Annotated in this window: 19 protein-coding genes; 10 read left to right on the top strand and 9 right to left on the bottom strand. The window is 42.2% G+C overall.

Annotation, left to right across the window (positions count from 1 at the left end; all coding sequences use genetic code 11):
- Positions 1–25: 25 nt before the first annotated feature.
- The 6 genes from sufC to ACKWCA_RS06220 all read right to left on the bottom strand — a co-directional run bounded on the left by sufC (position 26) and on the right by ACKWCA_RS06220 (position 6,275).
- On the bottom strand, positions 26–778 hold the full coding sequence (gene sufC, locus ACKWCA_RS06245; RefSeq protein ID WP_413977306.1) for a Fe-S cluster assembly ATPase SufC: 753 nt from the start codon (positions 776–778) through the stop codon (positions 26–28).
- A gap of 6 nt (positions 779–784) precedes the next feature.
- Positions 785–1,657, bottom strand: coding sequence for an N-acyl homoserine lactonase family protein (locus tag ACKWCA_RS06240; RefSeq protein WP_413977305.1), 873 nt, complete (start codon positions 1,655–1,657; stop codon positions 785–787).
- 7 nt (positions 1,658–1,664) lie between these two features.
- On the bottom strand, positions 1,665–3,110 hold the full coding sequence (gene sufB, locus ACKWCA_RS06235) for a Fe-S cluster assembly protein SufB (RefSeq protein WP_413977304.1): 1,446 nt from the start codon (positions 3,108–3,110) through the stop codon (positions 1,665–1,667).
- A gap of 71 nt (positions 3,111–3,181) precedes the next feature.
- A complete protein-coding gene (locus ACKWCA_RS06230) occupies positions 3,182–3,511 on the bottom strand; it encodes a HesB/IscA family protein (RefSeq protein WP_413977303.1) in 330 nt (109 codons plus the stop codon).
- Positions 3,512–3,687: 176 nt separating this feature from the next.
- The gene (locus ACKWCA_RS06225) at positions 3,688–5,034 is read right to left on the bottom strand and encodes a hypothetical protein (protein ID WP_413977302.1); all 1,347 of its coding nucleotides are present in this window, start codon (positions 5,032–5,034) and stop codon (positions 3,688–3,690) included.
- Positions 5,034–6,275, bottom strand: coding sequence for a choice-of-anchor B family protein (locus ACKWCA_RS06220; RefSeq protein ID WP_413977301.1), 1,242 nt, complete (start codon positions 6,273–6,275; stop codon positions 5,034–5,036). Before ACKWCA_RS06220 ends, ACKWCA_RS06225 begins: the two co-directional genes overlap by 1 nt.
- 179 nt (positions 6,276–6,454) lie before the next feature.
- Here ACKWCA_RS06220 and thiL point away from each other — a divergent pair, with 179 nt between their 5' ends.
- The 10 genes from thiL (at position 6,455) to ACKWCA_RS06170 (ending at position 18,453) form a co-directional block, all read left to right on the top strand.
- Positions 6,455–7,504: a thiamine-phosphate kinase gene (gene thiL, locus ACKWCA_RS06215; protein ID WP_413977300.1), complete on the top strand. Its 1,050-nt coding sequence runs from the start codon at positions 6,455–6,457 to the stop codon at positions 7,502–7,504.
- Positions 7,505–7,540: 36 nt separating this feature from the next.
- A complete protein-coding gene (locus tag ACKWCA_RS06210) occupies positions 7,541–8,680 on the top strand; it encodes a helix-turn-helix domain-containing protein (RefSeq protein WP_413977299.1) in 1,140 nt (379 codons plus the stop codon).
- A 71-nt stretch (positions 8,681–8,751) separates the two neighbouring features.
- On the top strand, positions 8,752–9,405 hold the full coding sequence (locus ACKWCA_RS06205; protein WP_413977298.1) for a DUF2306 domain-containing protein: 654 nt from the start codon (positions 8,752–8,754) through the stop codon (positions 9,403–9,405).
- The gene (locus tag ACKWCA_RS06200) at positions 9,402–10,421 is read left to right on the top strand and encodes an alpha/beta fold hydrolase (RefSeq protein ID WP_413977297.1); all 1,020 of its coding nucleotides are present in this window, start codon (positions 9,402–9,404) and stop codon (positions 10,419–10,421) included. The genes ACKWCA_RS06205 and ACKWCA_RS06200 overlap by 4 nt, the downstream gene beginning before the upstream one ends.
- A gap of 213 nt (positions 10,422–10,634) precedes the next feature.
- Positions 10,635–11,843: a helix-turn-helix domain-containing protein gene (locus tag ACKWCA_RS06195; RefSeq protein ID WP_413977296.1), complete on the top strand. Its 1,209-nt coding sequence runs from the start codon at positions 10,635–10,637 to the stop codon at positions 11,841–11,843.
- Positions 11,844–11,961: 118 nt separating this feature from the next.
- Positions 11,962–14,304 carry a S41 family peptidase gene (locus ACKWCA_RS06190; RefSeq protein WP_413977295.1) on the top strand — a complete coding sequence of 781 codons (2,343 nt, stop codon included), beginning with the start codon at positions 11,962–11,964 and terminating at the stop codon, positions 14,302–14,304.
- 111 nt (positions 14,305–14,415) lie between these two features.
- Positions 14,416–15,249 (top strand): LytTR family DNA-binding domain-containing protein, encoded by an 834-nt coding sequence (locus tag ACKWCA_RS06185; protein ID WP_413977294.1) that lies wholly within the window; start codon positions 14,416–14,418, stop codon positions 15,247–15,249.
- A 201-nt stretch (positions 15,250–15,450) separates the two neighbouring features.
- Positions 15,451–16,059, top strand: a complete 609-nt coding sequence (locus tag ACKWCA_RS06180) for a hypothetical protein (RefSeq protein WP_413977293.1) — start codon at positions 15,451–15,453, stop codon at positions 16,057–16,059.
- A gap of 22 nt (positions 16,060–16,081) precedes the next feature.
- Entirely contained in the window at positions 16,082–16,927 is an 846-nt protein-coding gene (locus tag ACKWCA_RS06175) for a DUF5694 domain-containing protein (RefSeq protein WP_413977292.1), read from the top strand.
- 59 nt (positions 16,928–16,986) lie between these two features.
- Positions 16,987–18,453 (top strand): serine hydrolase, encoded by a 1,467-nt coding sequence (locus ACKWCA_RS06170; RefSeq protein ID WP_413977291.1) that lies wholly within the window; start codon positions 16,987–16,989, stop codon positions 18,451–18,453.
- Positions 18,454–18,491: 38 nt separating this feature from the next.
- Here ACKWCA_RS06170 and ACKWCA_RS06165 read toward each other — a convergent pair whose 3' ends face one another.
- Genes ACKWCA_RS06165 through ACKWCA_RS06155 form a run of 3 tightly spaced genes read right to left on the bottom strand, consistent with a single transcriptional unit; the run spans position 18,492 to position 22,559 of the window.
- On the bottom strand, positions 18,492–19,880 hold the full coding sequence (locus ACKWCA_RS06165; RefSeq protein WP_413977290.1) for an ankyrin repeat domain-containing protein: 1,389 nt from the start codon (positions 19,878–19,880) through the stop codon (positions 18,492–18,494).
- Positions 19,877–21,421, bottom strand: a complete 1,545-nt coding sequence (locus tag ACKWCA_RS06160) for an amidohydrolase family protein (RefSeq protein WP_413977289.1) — start codon at positions 21,419–21,421, stop codon at positions 19,877–19,879. Before ACKWCA_RS06160 ends, ACKWCA_RS06165 begins: the two co-directional genes overlap by 4 nt.
- A complete protein-coding gene (locus ACKWCA_RS06155) occupies positions 21,408–22,559 on the bottom strand; it encodes an acyltransferase family protein (protein ID WP_413977288.1) in 1,152 nt (383 codons plus the stop codon). Before ACKWCA_RS06155 ends, ACKWCA_RS06160 begins: the two co-directional genes overlap by 14 nt.
- Between the last annotated feature and the right edge of the window lie 52 nt (positions 22,560–22,611).

The following is a 22,611-nucleotide window of genomic DNA, read 5'->3' as shown; positions in this document are numbered from 1 at the left end:
CTATTTACTTTTCAACTTCATACTTTTAAACTGTTGCTTCTTGCTTGATCCAATCGTAGCCTTTCTCTTCTAGTTCAAGGGCCAGTTCTTTACCTCCTGATTTAACGATTTTTCCATTGTGCAAAACGTGTACATAATCTGGCACGATGTATTCCAATAACCGCTGATAATGCGTAATGACGATGACCGCATTGTCACTGCTCTTCAATTTGTTCACACCATTGGCTACAATACGCAACGCATCGATATCCAAACCGGAATCTGTTTCATCCAAAATAGCCAACTTGGGTTCCAACATCGCCATTTGAAAAATCTCGTTTCGCTTTTTTTCACCTCCTGAAAATCCTTCGTTCAAGGATCTGGATAAAAATTTGCGGTCGATTTCCAACAATTCGGATTTCTCACGGATCAATTTCAGCATTTTATTGGCAGGCATGTCTTCCAACCCTCTTGCCTTTCGAGATTCATTGATGGCTGTTTTCATGAAATTCGTCACGGAAACACCTGGTATCTCCACGGGGTACTGAAATGAAAGAAATACACCTTTGTGTGCCCGTTCCTCGGGAGCAGCATCTTCTAAATCCTCACCATCAAGTGCTACTGTGCCCTGGGTGACCTCGAATTCTTCCTTACCTGCTATTACAGAGGCCAAGGTGCTCTTGCCCGAACCGTTCGGGCCCATAATCGCATGTACTTCCCCGGCGTTTACTTCGAGGTTAATTCCTCTTAAAATCTCTTTATCCTCTACACTCGCGTGCAAGTCCGTAATTTTCAACATGGTGTCTTAATTTAAATATTCAGGTGCCTTAGGCATCTTATTAAAATCTTCTTTTTGGTGTTGTAAATACACTTTTGCTTCTTTTTCTGCGGCAAATGCTTCAAATGCCTCCATACTTTTTAACGTTTGGTCCACATCAAAGTTGAAAATGGGTATGCGTTTGTGCTCCCTATTTTCATAGAGATGATATAGATCTCCTGATAACAATGTTGGTCCAGTCTGTGGTAGGTCAAGGTAAAGTACCTGATGTCCTGGCGTGTGTCCTGGCATTGATTTGATGACCACCGTTCCATCACCAAAAACATCAAAGTCACCGCTTAACTTTTTCACTGAAGTCAGTTCTTTTATGGCGTTATAATTATCGGCATTGTTTTGTTGTGATTCTTCGCTTGTAATGAAATCATGTTCCGCTTCCTGCACTAGCCAAGTTGCATTTTTTAAGGTGTTGGCGTGCCCGCTATGGTCAAAATGTGTATGGGAAAGGGCGATGTATTTAAAATCTTCAGGAGTCATCCCAATCGATTTCAATTGGTTGACCAAGGAGTCTTTTCGAGAAACGGTAAATGCCCCGCTAGGGTCGGTAAAAGGTTCTGGCAAACCTACCAAGCCTTCTGGTAGCCCTGCATCCCACATTAAATTTCCATCAGGATGGCTCACCACATAAAAGGCGTCGGAGAACTCTTTGGTCTGCCCTTGATAGGTGGTGTCTTGGGAAAATAACTCTAGGTTATTTACCATCACCGTGCCCCCGTCAAAGGTGTAGAGCTTCACATCGGTTTTTTCTACCGCCACTTGTTCTGGGGACTCGGTATTTTCTTTTTTGGTTTCCTTGCAGGCGACAATGGTAATTATCAAGAAAAGGTATACTAGTTTTTTCATATTTCGTTTATCCTACGGATCCTTCCAAACTAATTTCCAAAAGTTTCTGTGCCTCTACGGCGAACTCCATCGGGAGTTTGTTCAGTACTTCTTTACTAAATCCGTTTACGATCAAGGCAATGGCTTTTTCGGTATCTATTCCGCGCTGATTGCAATAGAAAATCTGATCTTCACCAATTTTACTTGTGGTCGCCTCATGCTCTATTTGAGCGGTTTTGTTTTTTGCTTCGATATACGGAAAGGTATGAGCGCCACATTCATTACCCATCAGCAAGGAATCGCATTGTGAAAAATTACGTGCATTTTCGGCACGGCTATTGACCTGTACCAATCCGCGGTAACTATTCTGGGATTTTCCTGCCGAGATTCCTTTAGAGATAATGGTACTCTTTGTGTTTTTGCCCAAATGCACCATTTTGGTACCCGTATCCGCCTGTTGGAAATTGTTCGTTACGGCAATGCTGTAAAACTCACCGACCGAATTGTCCCCCTTTAGCACGCAACTAGGGTATTTCCATGTAACAGCGGAACCAGTTTCCACTTGAGTCCATGAGATTTTTGAATTCTTCTCGCACAACCCCCTTTTTGTTACGAAGTTGTATACACCCCCTTTTCCTTCACTATCCCCGGGATACCAGTTTTGTACCGTTGAGTATTTTATTTCCGCGTCGTCTAGGGCGATCAGCTCTACCACAGCGGCATGCAATTGGTTCTCATCTCGTGAAGGTGCTGTACAACCCTCTAGGTAACTGACATAACTGCTGTCGTCAGCGATGACCAAAGTTCGCTCAAACTGACCTGTGCCCCCTTCATTGATCCTAAAATATGTGGAGAGTTCCATGGGACATCTAACTCCTTTGGGTATGTAACAAAATGAGCCATCAGTAAACACGGCCGAATTCAAGGCCGCATAAAAGTTATCGGTTTTAGGAACTACCGTACCCATGTATTTTTTCACCAACTCGGGATGCTCTTGAATTGCTTCAGAAATAGGCATAAAGATGATTCCCTTTTCCGCCAAGGTCTTTTTGAAGGTCGTTGCCACGGAAACGGAATCTACTACGATATCGACTGCCACATTTTGCAATCGCTTTTGTTCATCGACGGAAATACCCAATTTTTTGTACATGGCCAATAACTCTGGATCCACATCATCTATAGATTTGTTCGGATCGGCGGCCTTAGGAGCGGAATAGTAGCTTATTGCTTGAAAATCGGGTTTCTCGTAACGCACATTGGCCCATTCAGGTTCTTCCATACCTTCCCAAATACGGAAGGCTTCCAAACGCCATTCAGTCATCCATTCGGGCTCATTCTTCTTTTTGGAAATCGCACGGACGATCTCTTCGTTCAAACCTTTCGGAAAGGTATCCGACTCAATATCCGTATAGAACCCATATTCATATTCCTTGGTCTCGAGCTCCTTCTTTAATTCTTCTTCAGTATACGCCATCTTCCTAGTGTATCAATGGTTTAATGCAGCAATATGAATTGTTACATTGATTCATTTTCAAATTATTTTACTTACAACGAAAAGCTCTCCCCGCAGCCGCAGGTACGTTGGGCATTGGGGTTGTTGAACACAAAACCCTTTCCGTTGAGTCCACCCGAATATTCCAAGATAGTCCCGACCAAATATAAAAAGCTCTTTTTATCTACGATGATACGCACATCATTGTCTTCAAAAAGTTTATCGGTTTCCCCTACCTGATTGTCAAAATTCAGCTCATATGATAGTCCGCTACATCCTCCACTTTTGACCCCGACACGCACAAAGTCCTTGTTCGCATCAAAGCCTTCTTCCGTCATTAGGCTGATGACCTTGGTTTTCGCCGTTTCAGATACCTGAATCATTCTTAATTGGATTTAATCTAAATAGTTAGCAAATATACGCCATTCGTCGCTTTTTAACACACTTACTAACATTAATATAACAAATGTGGGAATAGGGGTTTTCTATAGCATATTTTGGAAAGAAAGAGATACGCTTAAGCTATAAAATTAGGGCTTCAATTGCCCAGGTATCCGCATTACTTCATCTTTATGACTACTATATCGGATGCTCCTTTATTTGATATTTCCATGAAATCGGCACTTGCCATTTCACCTACGAGAACTATAGCCCCAGAGGAAGTTTCCAAAGCATCGAACCCAAAGTCGAGTCCGCTACCGCCAAAAGACTTCTGCCAGACCATCTCACCCTGGGCATCAGTCTTAAGGAGCCAAATGTCATTTTCACCGGCGTTCAAGTTGGCATCTCCATCACTGCTTTTTGAATTTCCGGAGATGATAAACCCGCCGTCCTTACTTGTGGTTACGCTTTGGGCATCGTCGAATTGTGTACCGCCGAAAGAACGGTTCCAAAGGAGATTTCCGTCTCCATCGACCTTAATCAGCCAGATGTCCGATTCACCGTGATTCTCTGAAATATCTACATCGGCACTGAACGTATTTCCTATAATGACATAGCCTCCATCGGTTGTCTTGGCAATATCTTGTGCCCGTTCGATACCAGTACCCCCAAACGTTTGTTGCCATACCAATTCTCCACCCTCATCTATTTTGACCACCCAAAAGTCATAACTGCCTCGGGAATTATTGATGTCAAAGTCATCACTCTCTGTAAAACCTGCCATCACATAGCCACCATCATCGGCCCTAACTGCGGCATGGGCCCGGTCATTATTGGTGCCGCCATAATAGCCACGCCATTGTACCTTTGCCTTACTATCGATTTTTGTACCCCAGAATTCACCAACACCGTGGCTGGCAATAGTGTTTCTTTTCTCGGTATTTCCATCCGCTCGGGCCGAAGTAATATCCAAAAAGCCAGTAAAAAAGAATCCACCATCACCGGTATCCAAAATATCATAGGAATGGTCATGACCGGAAAAACCATAACTTTTTTCCCATTCGATTACTCCTTGAGCATCTACTTTTAAAATCCAATTGTCATGAAACCCGTTATTGACACTACCATCGCCATCATCACTCATCGCATAGCCCGTTAGGGCATAGCCTCCGTCTTGCGTCTGCACCAGGCCTTGCCCACGATCATCCTTGCTACCACCATATGTTTTGCTCCATTGCAGTTCACCTTGGGCATCGAGTTTTGAAAGCCAATAGTCGTTCACCGCCAAAGTTTTGCCTTGCAAATCCCCGTCGGTACTGTTGGAGTAGCCCAAAATTGCATAGCCTCCGTCCGAGGTTTCAATGATGGCCCGTGCCGTATCCTCGCCCGAACCTCCATAAGATCTCACAAATTCCAATTCCCCTAAAAAAGCGGTTTGGGGTTCTTGCTCGGTGGATACCACCTCAAAATCCTTTGAACAGGAAATCAAAAACAAGAAAAGACCGAAAAAAAGAAGGGGTTTCATCAATTTGATTTTTTGATCACGAACAAACCGGAATTAATATCACTTACGATAATGTTACCACTTTCAAAATAGGGATAAACACTCCACACCCCACTGAATTGTGGGCCGTTTGAACTGGTGAACGTATCGAAGAAGTGTGTTTCGGAAATCGACTTATCGGCTATACCGGAAATATCCAGAATACGTACTCCAGCCGTATAGTTCGATAAAAAGTATTCATTCCCCTTGACATAGCCATTGTGGTCAATGGCCGTTGTCGGCCCCGCATAAGAGTCGTGAAGTACGGGATTGTCTAAATCGGTAAAATCGAATAACAAAGTTCTCGTGTTGAAACCGAAATCGATTTCATCGACCTCATCCCCTAAAATAAAATACTGTTGATCTTCCGAAAACCATCCTTGGTGTGTATACGCTCGATTTGGATACGATACCGATGAAATGTTCGTAGGGTTTTCTTTATCAGTGACGTCTGCTATAATGACCACATTTTCGTTTGAACCTATATAGATTTCCCTTCCGGTATAATCGGCATCGGGACCGTTATAAGTAACCACTTGAGCATCATGCGAATAGCCATTATCACCATAACCTCCCGCCCCAACCGGATTTTTCGGGTCTTGGATGTTGATGAAATGGGCTCCCCCATTAAAAGCGTCGCCCCGATCGGTACCGACCACGTACGCGAAACCGGTATCCTCATTGATCACGATATTATGCGCATTGCCAAATCCGTCATAACTGGCGTCCGCATCAAAAGTCTGCGGAGGGTTTGAAATAGTTCTCAAGCGGGTCAGGTCAAAGATCTGCATACCATGCCCAGAGGCCTCGGACACCACAAATGCATGATCTTGATATACCTTGATGTCACGCCAGCCACTGGAAACGGTTGCCGTGGGTAGCTTGCCCAAATAGCGCATATTGTTTGGGTCGGAAATATCGATAAAAGCCGTGCCATTGTCCAGCCCCATAATCGCGTATTCTTTTCCAGAGGCACTATCGGTCCACCCCCAGATGTCATTTCCCCTGCCGGCATCCATGTCCGCTAGATTTACCCGGCCAACAAGGTCTAGGCCATTACAAGGATAAATTCCTGCCATACCATTTTCACAAGGAAATGGTTCTCCGGTATCCGTATTGGCAGATTGATCCATAAGCTGAGGTTCGCTGTCCGATGCGTTATCGTCATTGCTACAAGCAAAAATCAAAAAGGACGTTACTAAGAGAATTGGAATTTTTCGCATATTGATCGTTAAAGTAGGACTAAGTTATTGTGTTTTCAAAGAAGGTCCCATTTTGTTTATAACAGCTAACATCGCAATGACCCTATACTATATGACGAAAATTAATACGAAATATTTCACTCGATGTGATTTTTTCCCAAATTGGAAACCATTTTGGTGATTCGCCCTATTTTTGCATTATGTTAGCTGACAAACACCAAGAACGTACATCACTTGAACAATTAGGTGAATTCGGTTTGATCGACCACTTGACCCAAAAGTTCCCTACCGCTCAAGAATCCACTCTTAAAGGTATAGGGGATGATGCTGCCGTCATCAACCACAAAAACCAGACCGTAATTTCCACGGATCTATTGATAGAAGGGGTTCATTTTGATTTGAGCTATATGCCCTTGAAGCATTTGGGCTATAAGGCCGTCATGGTCAATTTGTCGGACATCTACGCGATGAATGCCCTAGCCACGCAAATCACGGTTTCCATTGCCGCCTCCAATCGTTTTCCATTGGAAGCCCTTGAAGAACTGTACGAAGGTATTGCCCTCGCCTGTAAAAAATACGGGGTTGATCTCATCGGAGGTGATACCACCTCATCAACCAAAGGATTGCTGATCAGTATTACCGCCCTGGGCGAACATCTAGAAGAGGAAATCACTTATAGAAGTGGGGCCCAACCGAATGACCTGTTGGTGGTTTCCGGAGATCTTGGAGCAGCTTATATGGGACTTCAAGTACTGGAACGCGAAAAAGAGGTGTTCAAAGTGAACCCGAACAACCAGCCTGATCTAGAACCCTACTCCTACATTGTAGAGCGACAGCTAAAACCAGAGGCCCGAAAAGATATCGTAGAACTTTTGAAACAATTGGAGGTAAGGCCGACAGCGATGATCGACATTAGTGACGGACTCTCCTCGGAAGTTTTGCACCTCTGTAAACAAAGTAAGGTAGGTTGTAATCTATACGAAGACAAAATTCCTTTGGATCCCACCGTAATTTCAGCTACCGAAGAATTCAAAATCGATAGTACCACCGTGGCCTTGAGCGGAGGGGAAGATTATGAATTGCTCTTTACCATCGGTCAAAAAGATTTTGACAAGATTAAAGGGAACCCTAATCTTACGGTAATCGGCCATATGACGGATGCTTCCGAGGGGGCGCATCTCATTACGCGTAGCGCTACCAAAATTCCGCTAACGGCCCAAGGATGGAGTTCGTTTTCGGAAAGCGAGTAATGCTGTATCTTACGGCAGAAATATATATTCTATTCGTTGGAATTTATTCTAAATGCAGGTTTGGGCGTAGGCACCCTAATGTTCTTGTTACTGCTTTTCAAGCGAAACAAGAAGCAGGGCGACCTTTACTTTTTAGGATGGATTTTGGTTACTTTGGGTCAAATTGCCTTTTATGAGGTGACCATCTACCGTTTTGCAATCGAAGGCTTTTTGGCGATTGTGGTTTTTGGATTGCCCTTGCTGGGTGCACCGATGTTGTTTCTTTACATCCAATCACTGACCGGACATCCGATTACCCCAAAACTACTCATCACACACTTGGGGGTCTATGTGGCCTATGTACTGCTCTTTTTTGCATTACAACAGAAAGATGACATCACGCTCATCGCTATCAACGGCTTTTTTGAACCTACCGCACAGTCTCCTTGGTGGATGTATCATTATGCCGTTCCCCTAGCTATTTCAGGATTGGTCTACTGCACATGGGATTTGGTGCTCTTGAATACGCACCGAAAACGCATTCGCGATTTCTTTTCATTTGAAGAAAGGATCAATCTGAAATGGGTAAGCTATATTGTGAATTCCTATTTCATGTTATTTCTGTCTACCTCATTTCTAGTGTTCGGAGCTGTTCAATTTCAACTGTTTCCCATTGAAAAAGCATTCGCCTTCGTTGCCATTTGCCTTAGCTTCATGATGATCGCCTTTGGGTTTTATGGATTTCGGCAGACAGCGGTTTTTTCCAACAGGGAATTCCAACAACTGACAAGTTCAAACTCAGTAGATACGACAGCCCGGAAAGCCTCGTATTCCAAATCGGGACTAACACCGGAAAAAGTCAAAAGCTTGGCTCACAGATTAAAGACTTATATGGAAACTGAAAAGCCCTTTCTAAACGAAGACCTCAGCCTGCCCTTATTGGCCGAACAAAGTGAAATCTCAAGGCCTTATCTTTCCCAAATTATCAACCAAGAGTATCAGATGAATTTTTATGATTTTGTCAATCGGTATCGTGTCGAGGAGGCCAAAGAGCGTTTGATTTCGGAAGACCATAAGCATCTATCCGTTTTGGGCATCGCCTTTGATTGTGGATTCAAGTCAAAATCGTCATTCAATCGCTATTTTAAAAAATACTCCGGTGTTTCCCCCTCCGAATTCAAAAATCAACCTCAGTAATCGGTTTCAGCCTATGGGTTGGGTCGCCTGTCTATCACATTTTCTAGAGTTTTGACCAAAAAACAACTCTCATGGAAAATTTCGATTTCTGGCATAAGGTAAACATCCTCATTCATGTCACTTGTGGTCTCATTGCATTATGTATCGCGATTATCGCTCTAACTACTCCGAAAGGAGGAAAAGCACATCGAATCAGCGGCAGGCTTTTTCTATACTTTCTGTCGGTCGTTATTGTTACGGGTCTATTTGGGGTTTTTGTCTTTAAGGTAAACCAGTTTCTAATTGTGGTTACCGTACTCAGTGGGTATAACGCCTATTCAGGTATACGGGTACTACAAAACAAAACCAACAAGATCAACAAACAGGATATTCTGGTGGCTATCATGACCGTATCTACGGGAATCTATTTTTTGTACTATATCAAGAAAATCGGTTTTTTTTGGTCGCCCATTGTCGTGTATAGTACGCTAGGTGCTCTATTCTTCATTATCTCGTATGACCTACTTCGGTATTTGATCCCACAAAAAAAGTATGGAAAGCTGTGGCTTTATGAACATATATATAAAATGGTCGCGGCCTTTACTGCGCTCTTGTCCGCTGCAACAGGTACGATATACGATGAATTCCAACCTCATAGTCAATACCTACCCTCAGCTTTCGGTATGTTAATGGCACTATCATTTATACTGTATTTTTACAGAAAAAATAGGTTGTCCCGAAAATGAAACGGCTTTACAAAAGAATCAAGGTAGCAACGCTAGTGTTCGGAATGGGATGCTTTTTTGCTTGCGGACCCCTACCGAAACTGTCTAAAGCCGAAAAACGGATTATACGGGATGTTGTACGCGCACCGGTACCGGAAATAGTTCGGGGAGAGACCGGTTTGGCCATCTCAAAAGACCATTCCATTTGGTACGAGCGAATTCGACCTGACCCACCTAGCAAAGGGGTTATCATGCTTATTATGGGCAATGGAAATGATGCCTTAAGTTGGCCAGCAAGTTTCGTTTCTGCCTTGATAGCGGAAAACTATGAGGTCGTTCGTTTTGACCATCGCGGGACAGGTTTATCCACCTCAACTAAAAAATGGAAAAAGAAAGACCCCTATTCATTAGATGATATGGCCGACGATGTCATTGCTATTTTGGATACCTTGAACGTCCAAAAAGCACATATTGTAGGAGCATCCATGGGCGGTATGATCGCCCAAATAGTGGCCATCGAACATCCCAATAGAACTGCAAGCCTGACCTCTATCATGTCATCGGGCGATGTACTGGACCCAGAACTACCACCCATGTCAAATAAGGTAGTTCCTAAAATGGTGGGCGCGATTCTCAAATATGGCTTTTTCGGAAATAAAAAAGGACAGATCAAACGCCAAATCGTTCAGAAAAAAATCTTAATGGGCAAGGCGACCGGAGCCATCGCCATAAAACCCATGGCCGAAGCATCACTATACAACCTAAGGAAAAGGGAGGGATATAAATTACTATCGGCACGGCACCACTATGAGGCCATCCTGAATGCTAGTTCAAGATATGAGGCCCTTTCTGAACTGGAAATCCCGACTTTACTGATTCATGGAGTACAAGATCCAGTCATTCCGATATCGCATGATAAGAAACTTGCGACATTGATGCCTCAAGCTGATACACTTTGGATAGCGAATATGGGTCATGATTTTCCTGAAGCTGCGTTGCCTCAAATTGTCAGAACAATGATTTCGAATTTCGAGTAGTCCCTTAAGTCAGGGCTATCCTTTGTGCGATCCGAGGTTTGTAGCACACAAACCAGTATGTTTATTTTATCGGTGAAATATGGAGGTTCCCTTAATTGTGCTAAAAATTAGGCGAAAACCATTCTAAAGTATAAACATGTCAAGGGATATGAGTTCATCTAAAATCATTTTTTTCTTCTACATTTATGTTTTGACCGACGATTCATACCAAAAATGATTTTTCAAAGCTTCCCAAATTTCAATATTTATAGTTCGCCATTACTCATACTTTCCGTTCAAGGACTCATTTTTGCCTTTTTACTGTTCAAAAGATATCTTGATAAGAAGGCCTTATCAGACATTTTACTAAGCCTGATTATATTAATTACATGCTACCATAGAACAACCTATACTATTGGCTTCATGGATTGGTACGATACCTATCAAAATACCAAGATCAATTACTACGTGGTGGACCTATCTATGATTTTAGCTCCCTTACTCTATTTTTACGTACGGTCCGTCACCTGTTCAGCATTCAAGATTTCCCGAAAGCATAGTGTACATTTCATTCCGTGGTTGATCTTCCTTTTCATCAAAATCCTAATCCTTTTTAGCGATGCTTCCTCGCCTGATTTTGATTCCGTTCAAAATGGGGAAATGGTCATTAATTTTCAGTGGAAATACCTTGATCCCATTGTCTACTTATTTTCGATGCTGCAGATGATTGTTTATTTGGCACTGACCTTTCAATTGTTCTATGCCTACAGACAGAAAATCAAGGACTTTTTTTCAAATACCTATAGCGTTGAACTCAATTGGTTGAGAAATTTTCTTTATATCTATGCTTTCCTGTTTCTTTTTAATAGTGTTCAGACTATTGTGAATGAGCTCATCGTTGATCTGAAGTGGACACAGGAGTGGTGGTACCACTTCTTTTCGGCTATTCTGATCATTTATATCGGCGTCAAGGGCTATTTTACGCCAGTAGGTAATTTAAAAGCCCTAGGCTTTGAATATCTTGACTTTGGCTTTAGTCAAAAAAAAGAGGATACTACGAAGCATACTATAGCGGTCAACAAAAAGGAAGAACTCTCTCCCAAACTTGTAAAGACCAAGGAATTTCTGTCTTCCTATATGCAAAATGAAAAACCATATCTAGATCCTGATATGACGTTGGTTACCCTTGCAAAGCAATTGGATGTATCTCGTGAAGAGCTCTCGGAGGTCATCAATAAAGGCTTTCGTTCAAAATTCAACGACTTCATCAACGGGTATCGCATAGAAGCGATAAAACAGATGTTATCTGAAAACAAACAGGCCGAGCTCTCTTTGACCGGAATTGCCTATGAGTGTGGTTTCAATAGTAAAGCGACCTTTAATAGGGTGTTCAAAAAAATGACTCGATTATCACCTTCCGATTTTATAAACACTTTAAAATAAGTTAGTTACATAATTTAAGACGTCTCAATTCGTGGGTGAGGCCCTATTGCCACGAATTGAAACGCCTGTCTTTCCTTTGTTTTGCAATTTTGACCTGTCGAACAAAAAAAGATATCATATGAAACGTTTATTTGAAAAACTAATCACCCCAGTCACTCAACCTTCAAGAATAGCCGACAGTGTTATTGCCTTACCGCGTATTCTTTGCGGACTTCTTTTAGCTTTTGATTTCGGAGCTTCAAAATTCGGAATGCCTTGGACCTCTCCTGAACGTGATTTGTCATTATTTGAGGTATCGAATTGGTTTGTAGAAGACATCGCCCAATACGGAGGTCTCTTTGCCTTGAGTCCTGTTTTCTTTGCCTGGCTTGGGGCCGCAAGTGAAGCAATCGGAGGTTTGTTTCTTGCCTTGGGGCTCAAGACCAGAGTAGTATCTCTTTGTATCTCTTGTACCATGATGGTCGCAATTTTTTTCCAACAATGGGATCAAGGCGTATGGGGAATGCTTCCAGCCATGGGTTTCTTATGGGTATCCCTTTACGGCATCGTTCTTGGATCAGGTCGATTTGGATTGGATTATCTCATCGGCAAAAGTCTTGAAGAAAATAGAATTCTTACCACCCCTTTAATACAGTTAGATCAGCTTCAAAAATCGTCCAATAGTAAGGCCCCGTCCAAGACCATTGCAGTTCTAATTCTATTATTGACCACAATTCATCTAACCGCCCAAAACCAACAGGTTATTTTTAAAGTGGACATGAAGGGTGTCGCCACGGCTACAAATGTCGGAATAAGGGGAAGCGAGCGTCCGCTCTCCTGGGATGAAAACTTTATACTAACCGATACCGACAATGATGGTATCTACGAGGCCACTATTAATTTTAAAACGGCAAAAAAGAATGTCAAATTCAAATTCACAAATGATGGTAAAGAAGAATTACAAGGTGCTGACAATAGAGTGGTATGGTTCAAGGATGAACCCGTAATCATTAACGCCACGTTTAACGAGTTTGAATACTACACCCCTGAACAACTTGAGAAACTGGTGTATACAAAGTCTCAAATCAAAGAAGATATTGCGGTCTTGAAGGAAGTACTACAATACATACACCCTAACATTTATAAATACAGAGATTCTTTAAGCCTGCAGGATGATTTTCAAGAATTGGAAAGCCAAATACTGGCGAATCCCACATTGACCGACACCTATAAGCTCGTTTCAAAATTTGCTGCAAAAGTGAAGTGCAGTCATACATTTACCAACCCATGGAACCAATCAAGCAGTGTAGAGAAGGCGATTTTCAATCAGCCCGATAAAATTCCTTTTACTTTTAATAGGTTAGGAAAAAGGTTGTTCATCGACAAAAATGCCTCTGAAAACGAAGCGCTTAAAAAAGGCCTGGAAATCGTACGCATCAATGGGGTCGCTTCGGAGGAACTCATGACCCGCTTAGCACAGTACACCACTTCCGACGGTAACAACTACGAAAAGAAATTAGAGCGCCTACTCACTGATGGCACGGAGAAATTCTCGATGTTCGATATCTTCTATCCGTTGGAATTTGGAAGTACCGAAAAATTTGAACTGGAGCTTGCTCCCCCGAATGCTCAAGAGATCATCAAAGTTTCGGTCAAGGCAATATCAAAAACCAACCGAACCAAAATCCTGGAAGAACGTTACGGAAAATTGGAAAGTTCTGTAAAAGATGGATGGAGTTTTGAACTCCTAAGTGATAAAATCGCCCGATTATCCATAAAATCCTTTGCGGTACAGCGCAACGAGTTTGACTGGAAAGCCTTTCTCGACAATGCCTTTGATGAAATCAATGACAAGGGAGTTACGGATTTTATAATCGACATCCGCGGAAATGAAGGAGGTCAAGGTGAAGTCGGCAAATATATTCTGCAAAGACTTATTCAAACCCCTCTTGAGTTACCTGAAATGATTTTGTCCGTGAGATACAAAAAAATTCCTGCAAGATTTAAAAAGCATATCAGTACTTGGGCCAAAGCGCCTTACGATTTTACCGGTCAAATAAGACAAGAAAAGGAGGGTCGTTTTTACTTGGATAGTAAAGATAGGATAGTGAAGAAAGTGTACAAACCCAGAAAAGATGGCTTTAAAGGGCAAGCCTATCTGATTACCGATGCCTCCAATAGTTCAGCTACCCACCTAATGGCCATGTACGCCAAGCAAATTGAAAATATAACCCAAGTAGGGCAAGAAACCGGAGGAAATCAACAAGGCACCAACGGAAACTACATGTTCTTTTTAAGGTTACCGAATACCAGAGTTGAATTGGACATTCCGGTTATGGGGCAACAAGTGCAGTCCAACGCCAAAGAAATCTTTGATGGCGGTGTACAACCGCATATTCTTGTAGAAAAAAACACGGTGGATTTCGCCAATGGAATAGACACCGAATTAAACGCAGTCTTAGACCTAATACATAAAAACTAAAGACGGTCCCAACCACAAAAATCCAACTGTTCGACTAGCGGAAGTAAGGTGTTTTGGGGTACTAAAATAGAAGGAGAGCGCTCGTCATAAAAATCGTTAAGAAAGACAAACATGAAGTGGTCTAGCAGTGTTCAAATATGCAAAAGAGAATATCCTCTTGATAAAAACTTTGGACATCATTTTTTATTGGGTGTGGGTTTCGGCCTATGGATATTCTCATTTTTGTGGCTTTCCGATGCTTTTGAACTCTATCAACTTTCGAGTGCCGAGAAGTTCAAAAGACTTTTGGCCTATGCCTGTGTCGGCTCGCTCAGCTACACTATATCCCTAAGTTACCAATACCAACGTACAAGGTTTAAAAAACAATGGGTTTTTCTAAATGAGACCGTGTTGCTGTTGGTTGCATGTACGTTCTCTTCCTTTTCAGTGTATGGCATTTTTCTTTTTTTCGGCAACGAGAATCCGGTATCGCTTTATTTTATGAACTACCTAACCGATGTCTACTTACCATCTTTGATTATCATTCTACCCTATTTAATTGGAGGTCGATTGCTACTCGGAAAATTCAATCCCCCAAAGGAGAAGAACCTGTTGAAGAACCCTATGTACGTCATCAAAACCAGTACCGACAATCTGGTCATTGAGTTGAAGCCTGACCAACTCATCTATCTAAAAGCATCGGGCAACTATGTTGAAGTGCATTATCTCGATTCTTCGCATTTAAAAAAGAAGATTTTGAGGGCGCGGTTGGCGGATATCGCCGCGCAGTTTCCCCAACTCTATAGAACACACCGGTCGTATTTGATCAATACGCTTTTCTTTAAGGGCTTTATCAAACAGAAAACAAACCTGTTTGTTGATTTAAGTTATGGCATCAAGATTCCGGTAGCACGAAACATGAAAACAAAAGCACTAAAAGACTTACCGTTCAAAACAAAAACGTGACCGTTCGTCACAAATTCGAAAATCCCCTTAAATCAGTAAGAACTAGCATTAAATTTAGCACAGTAATCTGATTACACCTAAAAGGTCGTTTGAAAGAATCTTTCGCGAACGTCTATGAAGAAAAGACTAGGTCTTACTGATTATATCAATAGTAATTTTTAGTACCGCCGAGTATTTTGATATGATAAAATAGTTTAGTTCATGAGTTCAAATATGTGGTACAACATAAGACCCGATCGTGCTATAAAAAGGATACAACTCCTTTTCCGTAAAGTCAAGTTTCCAAGCCTGAATACCATAGTTGCCTCAAATGCCCTTTTACTCAGTGCCTGCGCGCTCTATATTTCAATTCAAGAAGTTAGAATAATGAGAACACAGCAAAAGGCCACCATGTTTCCGTATCTGACAATTACAAAAACATACAATTCCGATGGTTATGGCATCATCATAAAGAACAGTGGCAATGGTCTGGCCAAAATCAATTCGTACCAAGTATATACTGACAGTATACACTTTAAGGATTGGTTTGATGTACTGCAAACCTTGTCTCCTGAATCCAAGATAAATTATAGTATGATCAATACGGTAGGTAGTATTCAAAATGAAATGATTACCCCCGAAGAAAAGCTCAATCTGATTTTTTTAAGATGGACCGACGAGACCCGATTGTTTGAAGAATTCTTGGATACGCTAAAAATACGGATATGCTATTCATCACTACTTGAAGAACACTGGGTAGTTACCGACAACAACACCAGCACCCTTATCAACCGGTGTGCTGTTGAAATGGAAAAAGAATTTGGGTTATAAGATCATGGGAACCAACTTATCAGTGAGATTTTTTCCAATACTCCTATTGCTCTTTGTTTTGGTCTCCTGTGATTTTCGAGAGCAACGAAAAGCGGCACCACCCATTGCTATACCCATATCGACGGAAGTGCCTGTATTTGCCATTTTAGGCACGTTTCATTTTGCCGGCTCTAGTGACTTCAGTGCTATTGTTATGGATAGTATTTATTCCGAAAAAAGACAAAGAGAAATTGATGAAGTCATACTCCGGTTAAAACAGTTTCATCCCACAAAAATAGTCGTGGAGCGAGAACCGTCTTTGAATGATTCATTGACAAAAATGCTGAATGCTTACTTAGAAACCCCTCACCAACTGCCTAAAAATGAATTGTATCAGTTGGGCTTCAAGTTGGCTGCTGCATCGGGTTTGGACGCTGTCTACGGTGCGGACTACCAAATGGAATTTGATGACGTCGCATTTTCGAAGTATTTATCGGATAATCAGCTCTTGGAAAAGTTTGAGCACATCATTAAGAAAGCCCAAAATTTTACGGAACGTAGAACACGATTACTAAAACACAGTGCCCTTTTGCCGGTATTGATCGATTTAAATGAAAGTCGATCCAATGCATTCAATAAAGGGCTATATACCGATCAGATTTTGAATATCTCCGATAATCCGGAAGGGTTAGAAGTAGAAATAGTTACCAATTGGTTGAAAAGGAATTTACACATCAAAAAGAATCTAGACGCTTTGCTAACCAAACATGAGAGAGTCATTCTGATCATGGGAGCAGGGCACAAGGCTATTCTAGAAGATTTCTATAAGAACAGTCCGTTGGTCAAATACATTTCCATTAATGACTACCTAAAACAACATGGGGATTAGGATATGAATCTGTCCGAACTAAAATCAAAACCACTCTAATGCCACACATAAGATCAGAAATGAAAAAAGAAATAACCCTAGCGCTTTTGGCCATGTTGCTGCTCTTGTCTTGTAACTATGAGATTCAGTCAAGTGATTCCGAAAAAGCCAACTCTCAAATAGATCAGAACAAGTCTACCAAAATTGATAGGCTCCTAGAAACGTACGAGGAGCGCCTTGGCTTTAGCGGTTCTGTTCTGGTCGCTGAAAATGGAAAAGTGATCTATAAAAAGGGCATTGGTTATGCCAATAAAGAGCTTGAAGTTCTCAATATGCCTAACACGAAACACAGGATCGGTTCTTTGACCAAACAGTTTACCGCAATGATGATTCTGCAATTGGTGGAGCAAAAAGTAATCGAACTTGATGCGACCATCAATACGTACATTTCTGATTATCCAAGAGCGGGAGGGAATGAAATTACGATTCACCATTTATTGACCCATTCCTCAGGAATACCAAGGTTCCGATTAAAGAACTACAGAGACCCTTATACTCCGCAGGAACTTTTAGCCCTCTGGGACGATTCAGGTCTTGATTTTCGGCCCGGCAGTCAATTTACCTACAGTAACCCTGGTTACTTTTTGCTAGGTGTGATTATTGAAAGAGTAACCAAAAAATCTTACGAGCAAGTTCTACAAGAGCGGATTTTAGGTCCTTTAGGCATGAAAAATAGCGGATATGACCGTCACAACACTTTACTTAAAAATCGATCCTCCGGTTATGTTAAAAAAGGAATTGGCTATGAAAATGCTGGGTATACAGATATGACGGTTTCTTATTCGGCGGGAGCGATGTATTCAACGGTGGAGGATATGTACCGCTGGGATCAGGCCCTTTACTCAAATAAAATACTATCGCCAAAATACACAGCCCTCTTGTTTGAGTCACATATTGCTGGTTTAGGCAGATTCTATGGCTATGGTTGGTTCAATTCAAAATACCCTATCGGCAATACCAAAGATAGTATCAAAGTGCTTGAACACAGTGGGGGAATTCAAGGATATAGTGCGCGAATTACCAGAGTTCCATCCGATAAGAACCTCATTATCATACTTAGCAATGTTCAAGGCACCGAAACCAGACCAATGACCTACGCCATTAACGGTATTCTTAAAGAAAAATCCTATGATCTTCCTAAAAGGTCATTTGCCGACGGTTTGTCAAACATCATATCTCAACAGGGGCTTGATGCTGGAATCGTTTTTTATCGAAATCAGAAAACCTCCGACCAGTTTGAGGTAAAGGAGCGGGAAATGAACAGTCTGGGATATGACTTCCTTGAAGCGGAAAAGCTCCATATCGCCCTTGAAATTTTCAAGATGAACACCGACTTGTTTCCCGAATCTTCAAATGCCTATGACAGTCTGGGAGAGGTACATGCACTCCTTGGAAACAAGGATAAAGCTATAGAGAACTATAGACAAGCCGTAACCTTAAATCCAGAAAACACAAATGCCCTCAAAGCACTTCGCAATTTGGAATGAATTATTCGCGCTAAAAGGATTCCCTAGATCCTTGGGCTTCACCGCTGGTCACCCTTCAATCTATTGATAACCGCTGTACTGACCCAGTATATATCTTGATTACTAGTATAGAACAAATACTTTCCATCTTTGGTCACAAACGGGCAATATTCGTAATAAGGAGTGTTGATCGTATCGCCCATGTTGACCGCTTCTGACCATTGGCCGTCATTGGTTTTAAAGCTGATATATAAATCTCCCCTTCCCAAACCTTCCTCTCGTGTAGAACAAAAAATCATATAGGAGGCATCAGGAGCAATGAAAACATCAGCTTCATAGTTTTCGGTGTTGATAGCGTCACTAAGCGCTACAGGTTTTTGATACACCCCATCGACCAACGCGGCGGAGTAGATATCATGATCCGATTTATCAGGATTATGGCCATTTGACGCAAAGTATAAGGTGCCTGTATCGGTAAATGAAATATAGTATTCGTCGCCGGTCGTGTTTATTTCCGGTCCGGCATTGATGGGGTCGGACCAACCCGTTTTACTTTTTTGGATGTACCAGATATCGACATCTTTGGGTTTCCCTACACCATCGAATGGTCTTTTGGAAATAAAGTAAAGTCGCTTCTGGTCATTCGAAAGAAAGGGGTCGTTATAACTGTAAAGTTCGTGTGATAGAAGGGTTTCCGGTTTGCTCCAAAGACCATCCACCATTTTGGAATAGCGAATTTCATTCGTGCCACCTCTATCTACCCCGAAATAGAACTCAGTACCCGTGGAGTTAAAAATGGAGCTGAATTCCTGTTCCTCGGTAGAAATGAAATTTGGCGCGAACATTTTTGGAATGGTATCAGGTGCTGATTCTCCCATATAGTTTCCTTTCTTTTCTATCATACGTACCAAGCCATCGTCCGCACCCAAAGAGCGCAAGATCGAAGCTACTTTTTTGGCTCCAATCCGTTCGGAAATTTCCAAGGCCGTACTGCCTCGCTCATTGGCGCCGTTTATTGCGATACCGCTTTGGATCAATTTCTTTACAAATACGGTATCCTTGTTCAAAACGGCTTTTTCCATGAGGGAAGCCCCATAATTAGAGATCCATTGGTTACTGGGCTGAAGCCGTAGTAGTAATTCAAAATACTGCAAATTACCAAACCGTACGGCAACGTGCATCGGGGTTTGTTCTTGATTATCCGCTACGTTTATCCGGATTCCTTTTTGAACCAAGAAATCGAATGTTTCTTTTTGTTTGCAGGCCACGGCCCAATGCAAGAGCGAACGACCGCTATCATCGGTGATGTTGATGTCGGTATGTTGAAGCAAGCTATCGAGCCGTACCACATTACCATCGCAAACGGTTCTTTGAATACTTTGGGCCGAAATCTTCATATGAAGCAGGCCCAAAAGGCAAAAAAGAAGGTAGTATGTGCTCTTTTTCATTTTCCCAAAAACAATTGCTCGTCCATTTCCGACCCGACTAATCCACGAACGGACCTTATCATCTTTTGAGGGTCAAAACCTATCCCTTCTTTAAATACGATATCGACCTTGCGAATAACCGACGGCATTTTTTCCAAATCACCGTCAAGTAGAACCAAATTGGCCTTCTTTCCCTTTTCAATACTCCCAATCTCATCGGCAAGCCCTAATGATTTGGCTCCATTGAATGTCATCACTTGAATGGCTTGCGCTGGTGTAAACCCGCCTTCAATGAACAGTTCGTAGTTCTTTTGATCTCCATATCCAGGCAAATTATGCAATCCAGGGTCCGGTCCTGCTGTCAGAATACCTCCGGCGGTGTAAAAGGCCAAGTCATACGCAAGCGATTTGGTCAACCATATCTCCTTAAAATACCAATCAGCCCCTTGTTTTTCTTTTCTTACCCTTCGTTCGCTATAAGCCTCGACATAAAATGGTGCTAACGCTTCCAAATCCCGAGGATCCGCTGCGCCTCCGGCCTGTGTTTCAAAAATCGATGGCGTTGAAGAAAGGGCCACATTGTTATGGATCAAGGCACTTTGAACTTGCCTGACTTCCTCACTATCGATATTGAGCTGGGATCTGAAATTCCTATTACCGGAACAAGTCCCTTTGACGTGCTCCTCAGCATGGTCAAAACTATGGATAAACCCGTGTTCAATGGCATCAATGCCTAGGTGGGCCGCTTCTGTATAGGTTGTGGCACAAAGGTGCCCTGTCACCTTCAATCCGTTCTTATGTGCTTCATCAACGATAATTCTTAAGTCTTCCGGACGTGTACGTTGATACACCTTGATCCATTTCACCCCGATTTTAGCCAAGGCACTTATAGTATCACGAACCAGTTGTTCATCCGTGTTTCTAATAAAGTTCGCTTTTCCCTCGGGACCTGTAAAATAGGGACTTGATCCTATGATTTCCGGACCGGGGAGCTTCCCACTTTTAATGGCACTATCGATGGCTATTTCTTCTTTCGGATGCCCCGTTCCACAGGTCTGGATGGTAGTTACACCGCTGGCGAGGTAAAGCCTTGGTGAGGAGAAAAAAAGCGCTCCTCTGGGAAAACGCATATGGTTGTGTGTACCAACAATACCAGGAATAATGGTCTTCCCGTTCATTGCGAGCTTTTGAAATCCTTTTGGAACAGAAATAGCTTCGGAGTCTCCGACCTCCAGAATTACCCCGTTTTGAATTAAAACTGTCTGGGCTGATTTCGGTTGAGTTCCCCTACCGTCAAAGACCTTGGCACCGATCAAAGCAATTTTGGAAGTGTCGATCTTGACAAAAGAGCGGGTGTATTCTGACAGCTTGATCCTATTAACCGCTGTTTGCGAACGTTGAGAGCTTGTGCACGAGCTAAAAAGCAAGGTCGAAATCAAGATGGTGACTAGCATCGCGAAGGAAGACCGTAATTTGGAATGCGGCCATTCTAATTTGCCAATTGTTAAGTTTAATCTGCCGTATACGGCAGGGTGACCCAAACCGTTACTACTTTTTTTCATGTTTCAATCTGTTAAATGACTTTCGTAACCGTTGGTTCACGGGTTCCGAGAAAAAGGTAAAGGTTACCTTTCCTATCCAATAAGACAACGCGATCAAGAGCACCGAATAAGGCACAAGCCAGTGTTCTCCCAAGTTCAAATGCTTGAAAAGTTGCGCTCCGAAAATGATGACGAACATGTGGGTCAAATAAATCTCGTAGCTATAGATACCCATATGCCTTAGCCATTTCAAGAAGTTTCTGTTTCTTTGTTTCCCTGAACGATGGGATGCAAACATCCATAGCAATACTAGGGAAACTCCAATCGACTGCAGGGTCATGTCGAGTCCCAATCCTACTAATCCGGATTTATAGACGAAACTTTTAAAGACAAAGGTCAATATGATCAGGGACCAGCCCATACATAGAAAATAGGTGTTCCAAAGTTTCGGAATGACAACCCTATAGGCAACAATAGCGGTCATACAGCCTAGTGCGATGGCATCAAGAAAGGCGAAATGGTTTTTGGAACCCAATTCTGAATCAGGGTACAATGCTGTTCTTGCCCAGGGCGAAACAATGAGTAAGAGTATCAGAACACCAACGAATTGCCACTCCTTTTTTAAAAAGAGACATACCAAGGGAAATACAAAATAGAAACTTTCCTCAATCGAGATGGACCAAAGTACGTCCCAATTGGCCGGAAGATAACCGACCTGTATTTCCAGCCAGTTTAAATGAAAGGTCAATACGGCGAAGATGGCCCTAGGCAATGAGGTTTTTGAGACATCGATCACAAATCCTTCTATCCCCACAAGGTGTAATACGGATAATACAAGCAGGAGGAATACAAGTAGCGGCATGATTCTAGAGAAACGCAACCAATAGAATCCTTTGAGGCTTAGTTGTGATAAGCCGCCCCATTTCTTGATGATAGAAGAGGTAATCAGGAAGCCCGAGATGGTAAAAAATACCACGACACCGTTGTATCCGTTCCAGAAAAGAAGCGTAAACAATTTTTTGGGCAAGGCATCTTTCAAAAAGGTCTTGGTGAAGGCAAAATGGATATTCAAATGCAGAAGAATGACTGCGAGGATACAGATTCCCCTGAAAATATCTATCCCTATATTTCGCTTAGCTATTTTTGATTCAATGCTCAATACGTCACTATTTGGATCTCGTTCGGTTCATGAGTACCGGAGTATTTTACTT

Source organism: Maribacter corallii (assembly GCF_047345415.1).
In the GTDB taxonomy this organism is placed as follows: domain Bacteria; phylum Bacteroidota; class Bacteroidia; order Flavobacteriales; family Flavobacteriaceae; genus Maribacter_C.
This window is presented reverse-complemented; position numbering and strand designations above follow the sequence as displayed.

Excerpts from the sequence above, each read along its gene's own strand:
- ACKWCA_RS06240 (WP_413977305.1), bottom strand. The coding sequence starts at position 1,657 with ATGAAAAAACTAGTATACCTTTTCTTGATAATTACCATTGTCGCCTGC.
- ACKWCA_RS06230 (WP_413977303.1), bottom strand. The coding sequence starts at position 3,511 with ATGATTCAGGTATCTGAAACGGCGAAAACCAAGGTCATCAGCCTAATG.
- ACKWCA_RS06185 (WP_413977294.1), top strand. The coding sequence starts at position 14,416 with ATGAAGTGGTCTAGCAGTGTTCAAATATGCAAAAGAGAATATCCTCTT.
- ACKWCA_RS06195 (WP_413977296.1), top strand. The coding sequence starts at position 10,635 with ATGATTTTTCAAAGCTTCCCAAATTTCAATATTTATAGTTCGCCATTA.
- sufB (WP_413977304.1), bottom strand. The coding sequence starts at position 3,110 with ATGGCGTATACTGAAGAAGAATTAAAGAAGGAGCTCGAGACCAAGGAA.
- ACKWCA_RS06180 (WP_413977293.1), top strand. The coding sequence starts at position 15,451 with ATGAGTTCAAATATGTGGTACAACATAAGACCCGATCGTGCTATAAAA.
- sufC (WP_413977306.1), bottom strand. The coding sequence starts at position 778 with ATGTTGAAAATTACGGACTTGCACGCGAGTGTAGAGGATAAAGAGATT.
- ACKWCA_RS06160 (WP_413977289.1), bottom strand. The coding sequence starts at position 21,421 with ATGAAAAAAAGTAGTAACGGTTTGGGTCACCCTGCCGTATACGGCAGA.
- ACKWCA_RS06170 (WP_413977291.1), top strand. The coding sequence starts at position 16,987 with ATGAAAAAAGAAATAACCCTAGCGCTTTTGGCCATGTTGCTGCTCTTG.
- ACKWCA_RS06165 (WP_413977290.1), bottom strand. The coding sequence starts at position 19,880 with ATGAAAAAGAGCACATACTACCTTCTTTTTTGCCTTTTGGGCCTGCTT.
- ACKWCA_RS06190 (WP_413977295.1), top strand. The coding sequence starts at position 11,962 with ATGAAACGTTTATTTGAAAAACTAATCACCCCAGTCACTCAACCTTCA.
- ACKWCA_RS06225 (WP_413977302.1), bottom strand. The coding sequence starts at position 5,034 with ATGAAACCCCTTCTTTTTTTCGGTCTTTTCTTGTTTTTGATTTCCTGT.
- ACKWCA_RS06220 (WP_413977301.1), bottom strand. The coding sequence starts at position 6,275 with ATGCGAAAAATTCCAATTCTCTTAGTAACGTCCTTTTTGATTTTTGCT.
- thiL (WP_413977300.1), top strand. The coding sequence starts at position 6,455 with ATGTTAGCTGACAAACACCAAGAACGTACATCACTTGAACAATTAGGT.
- ACKWCA_RS06200 (WP_413977297.1), top strand. The coding sequence starts at position 9,402 with ATGAAACGGCTTTACAAAAGAATCAAGGTAGCAACGCTAGTGTTCGGA.
- ACKWCA_RS06205 (WP_413977298.1), top strand. The coding sequence starts at position 8,752 with ATGGAAAATTTCGATTTCTGGCATAAGGTAAACATCCTCATTCATGTC.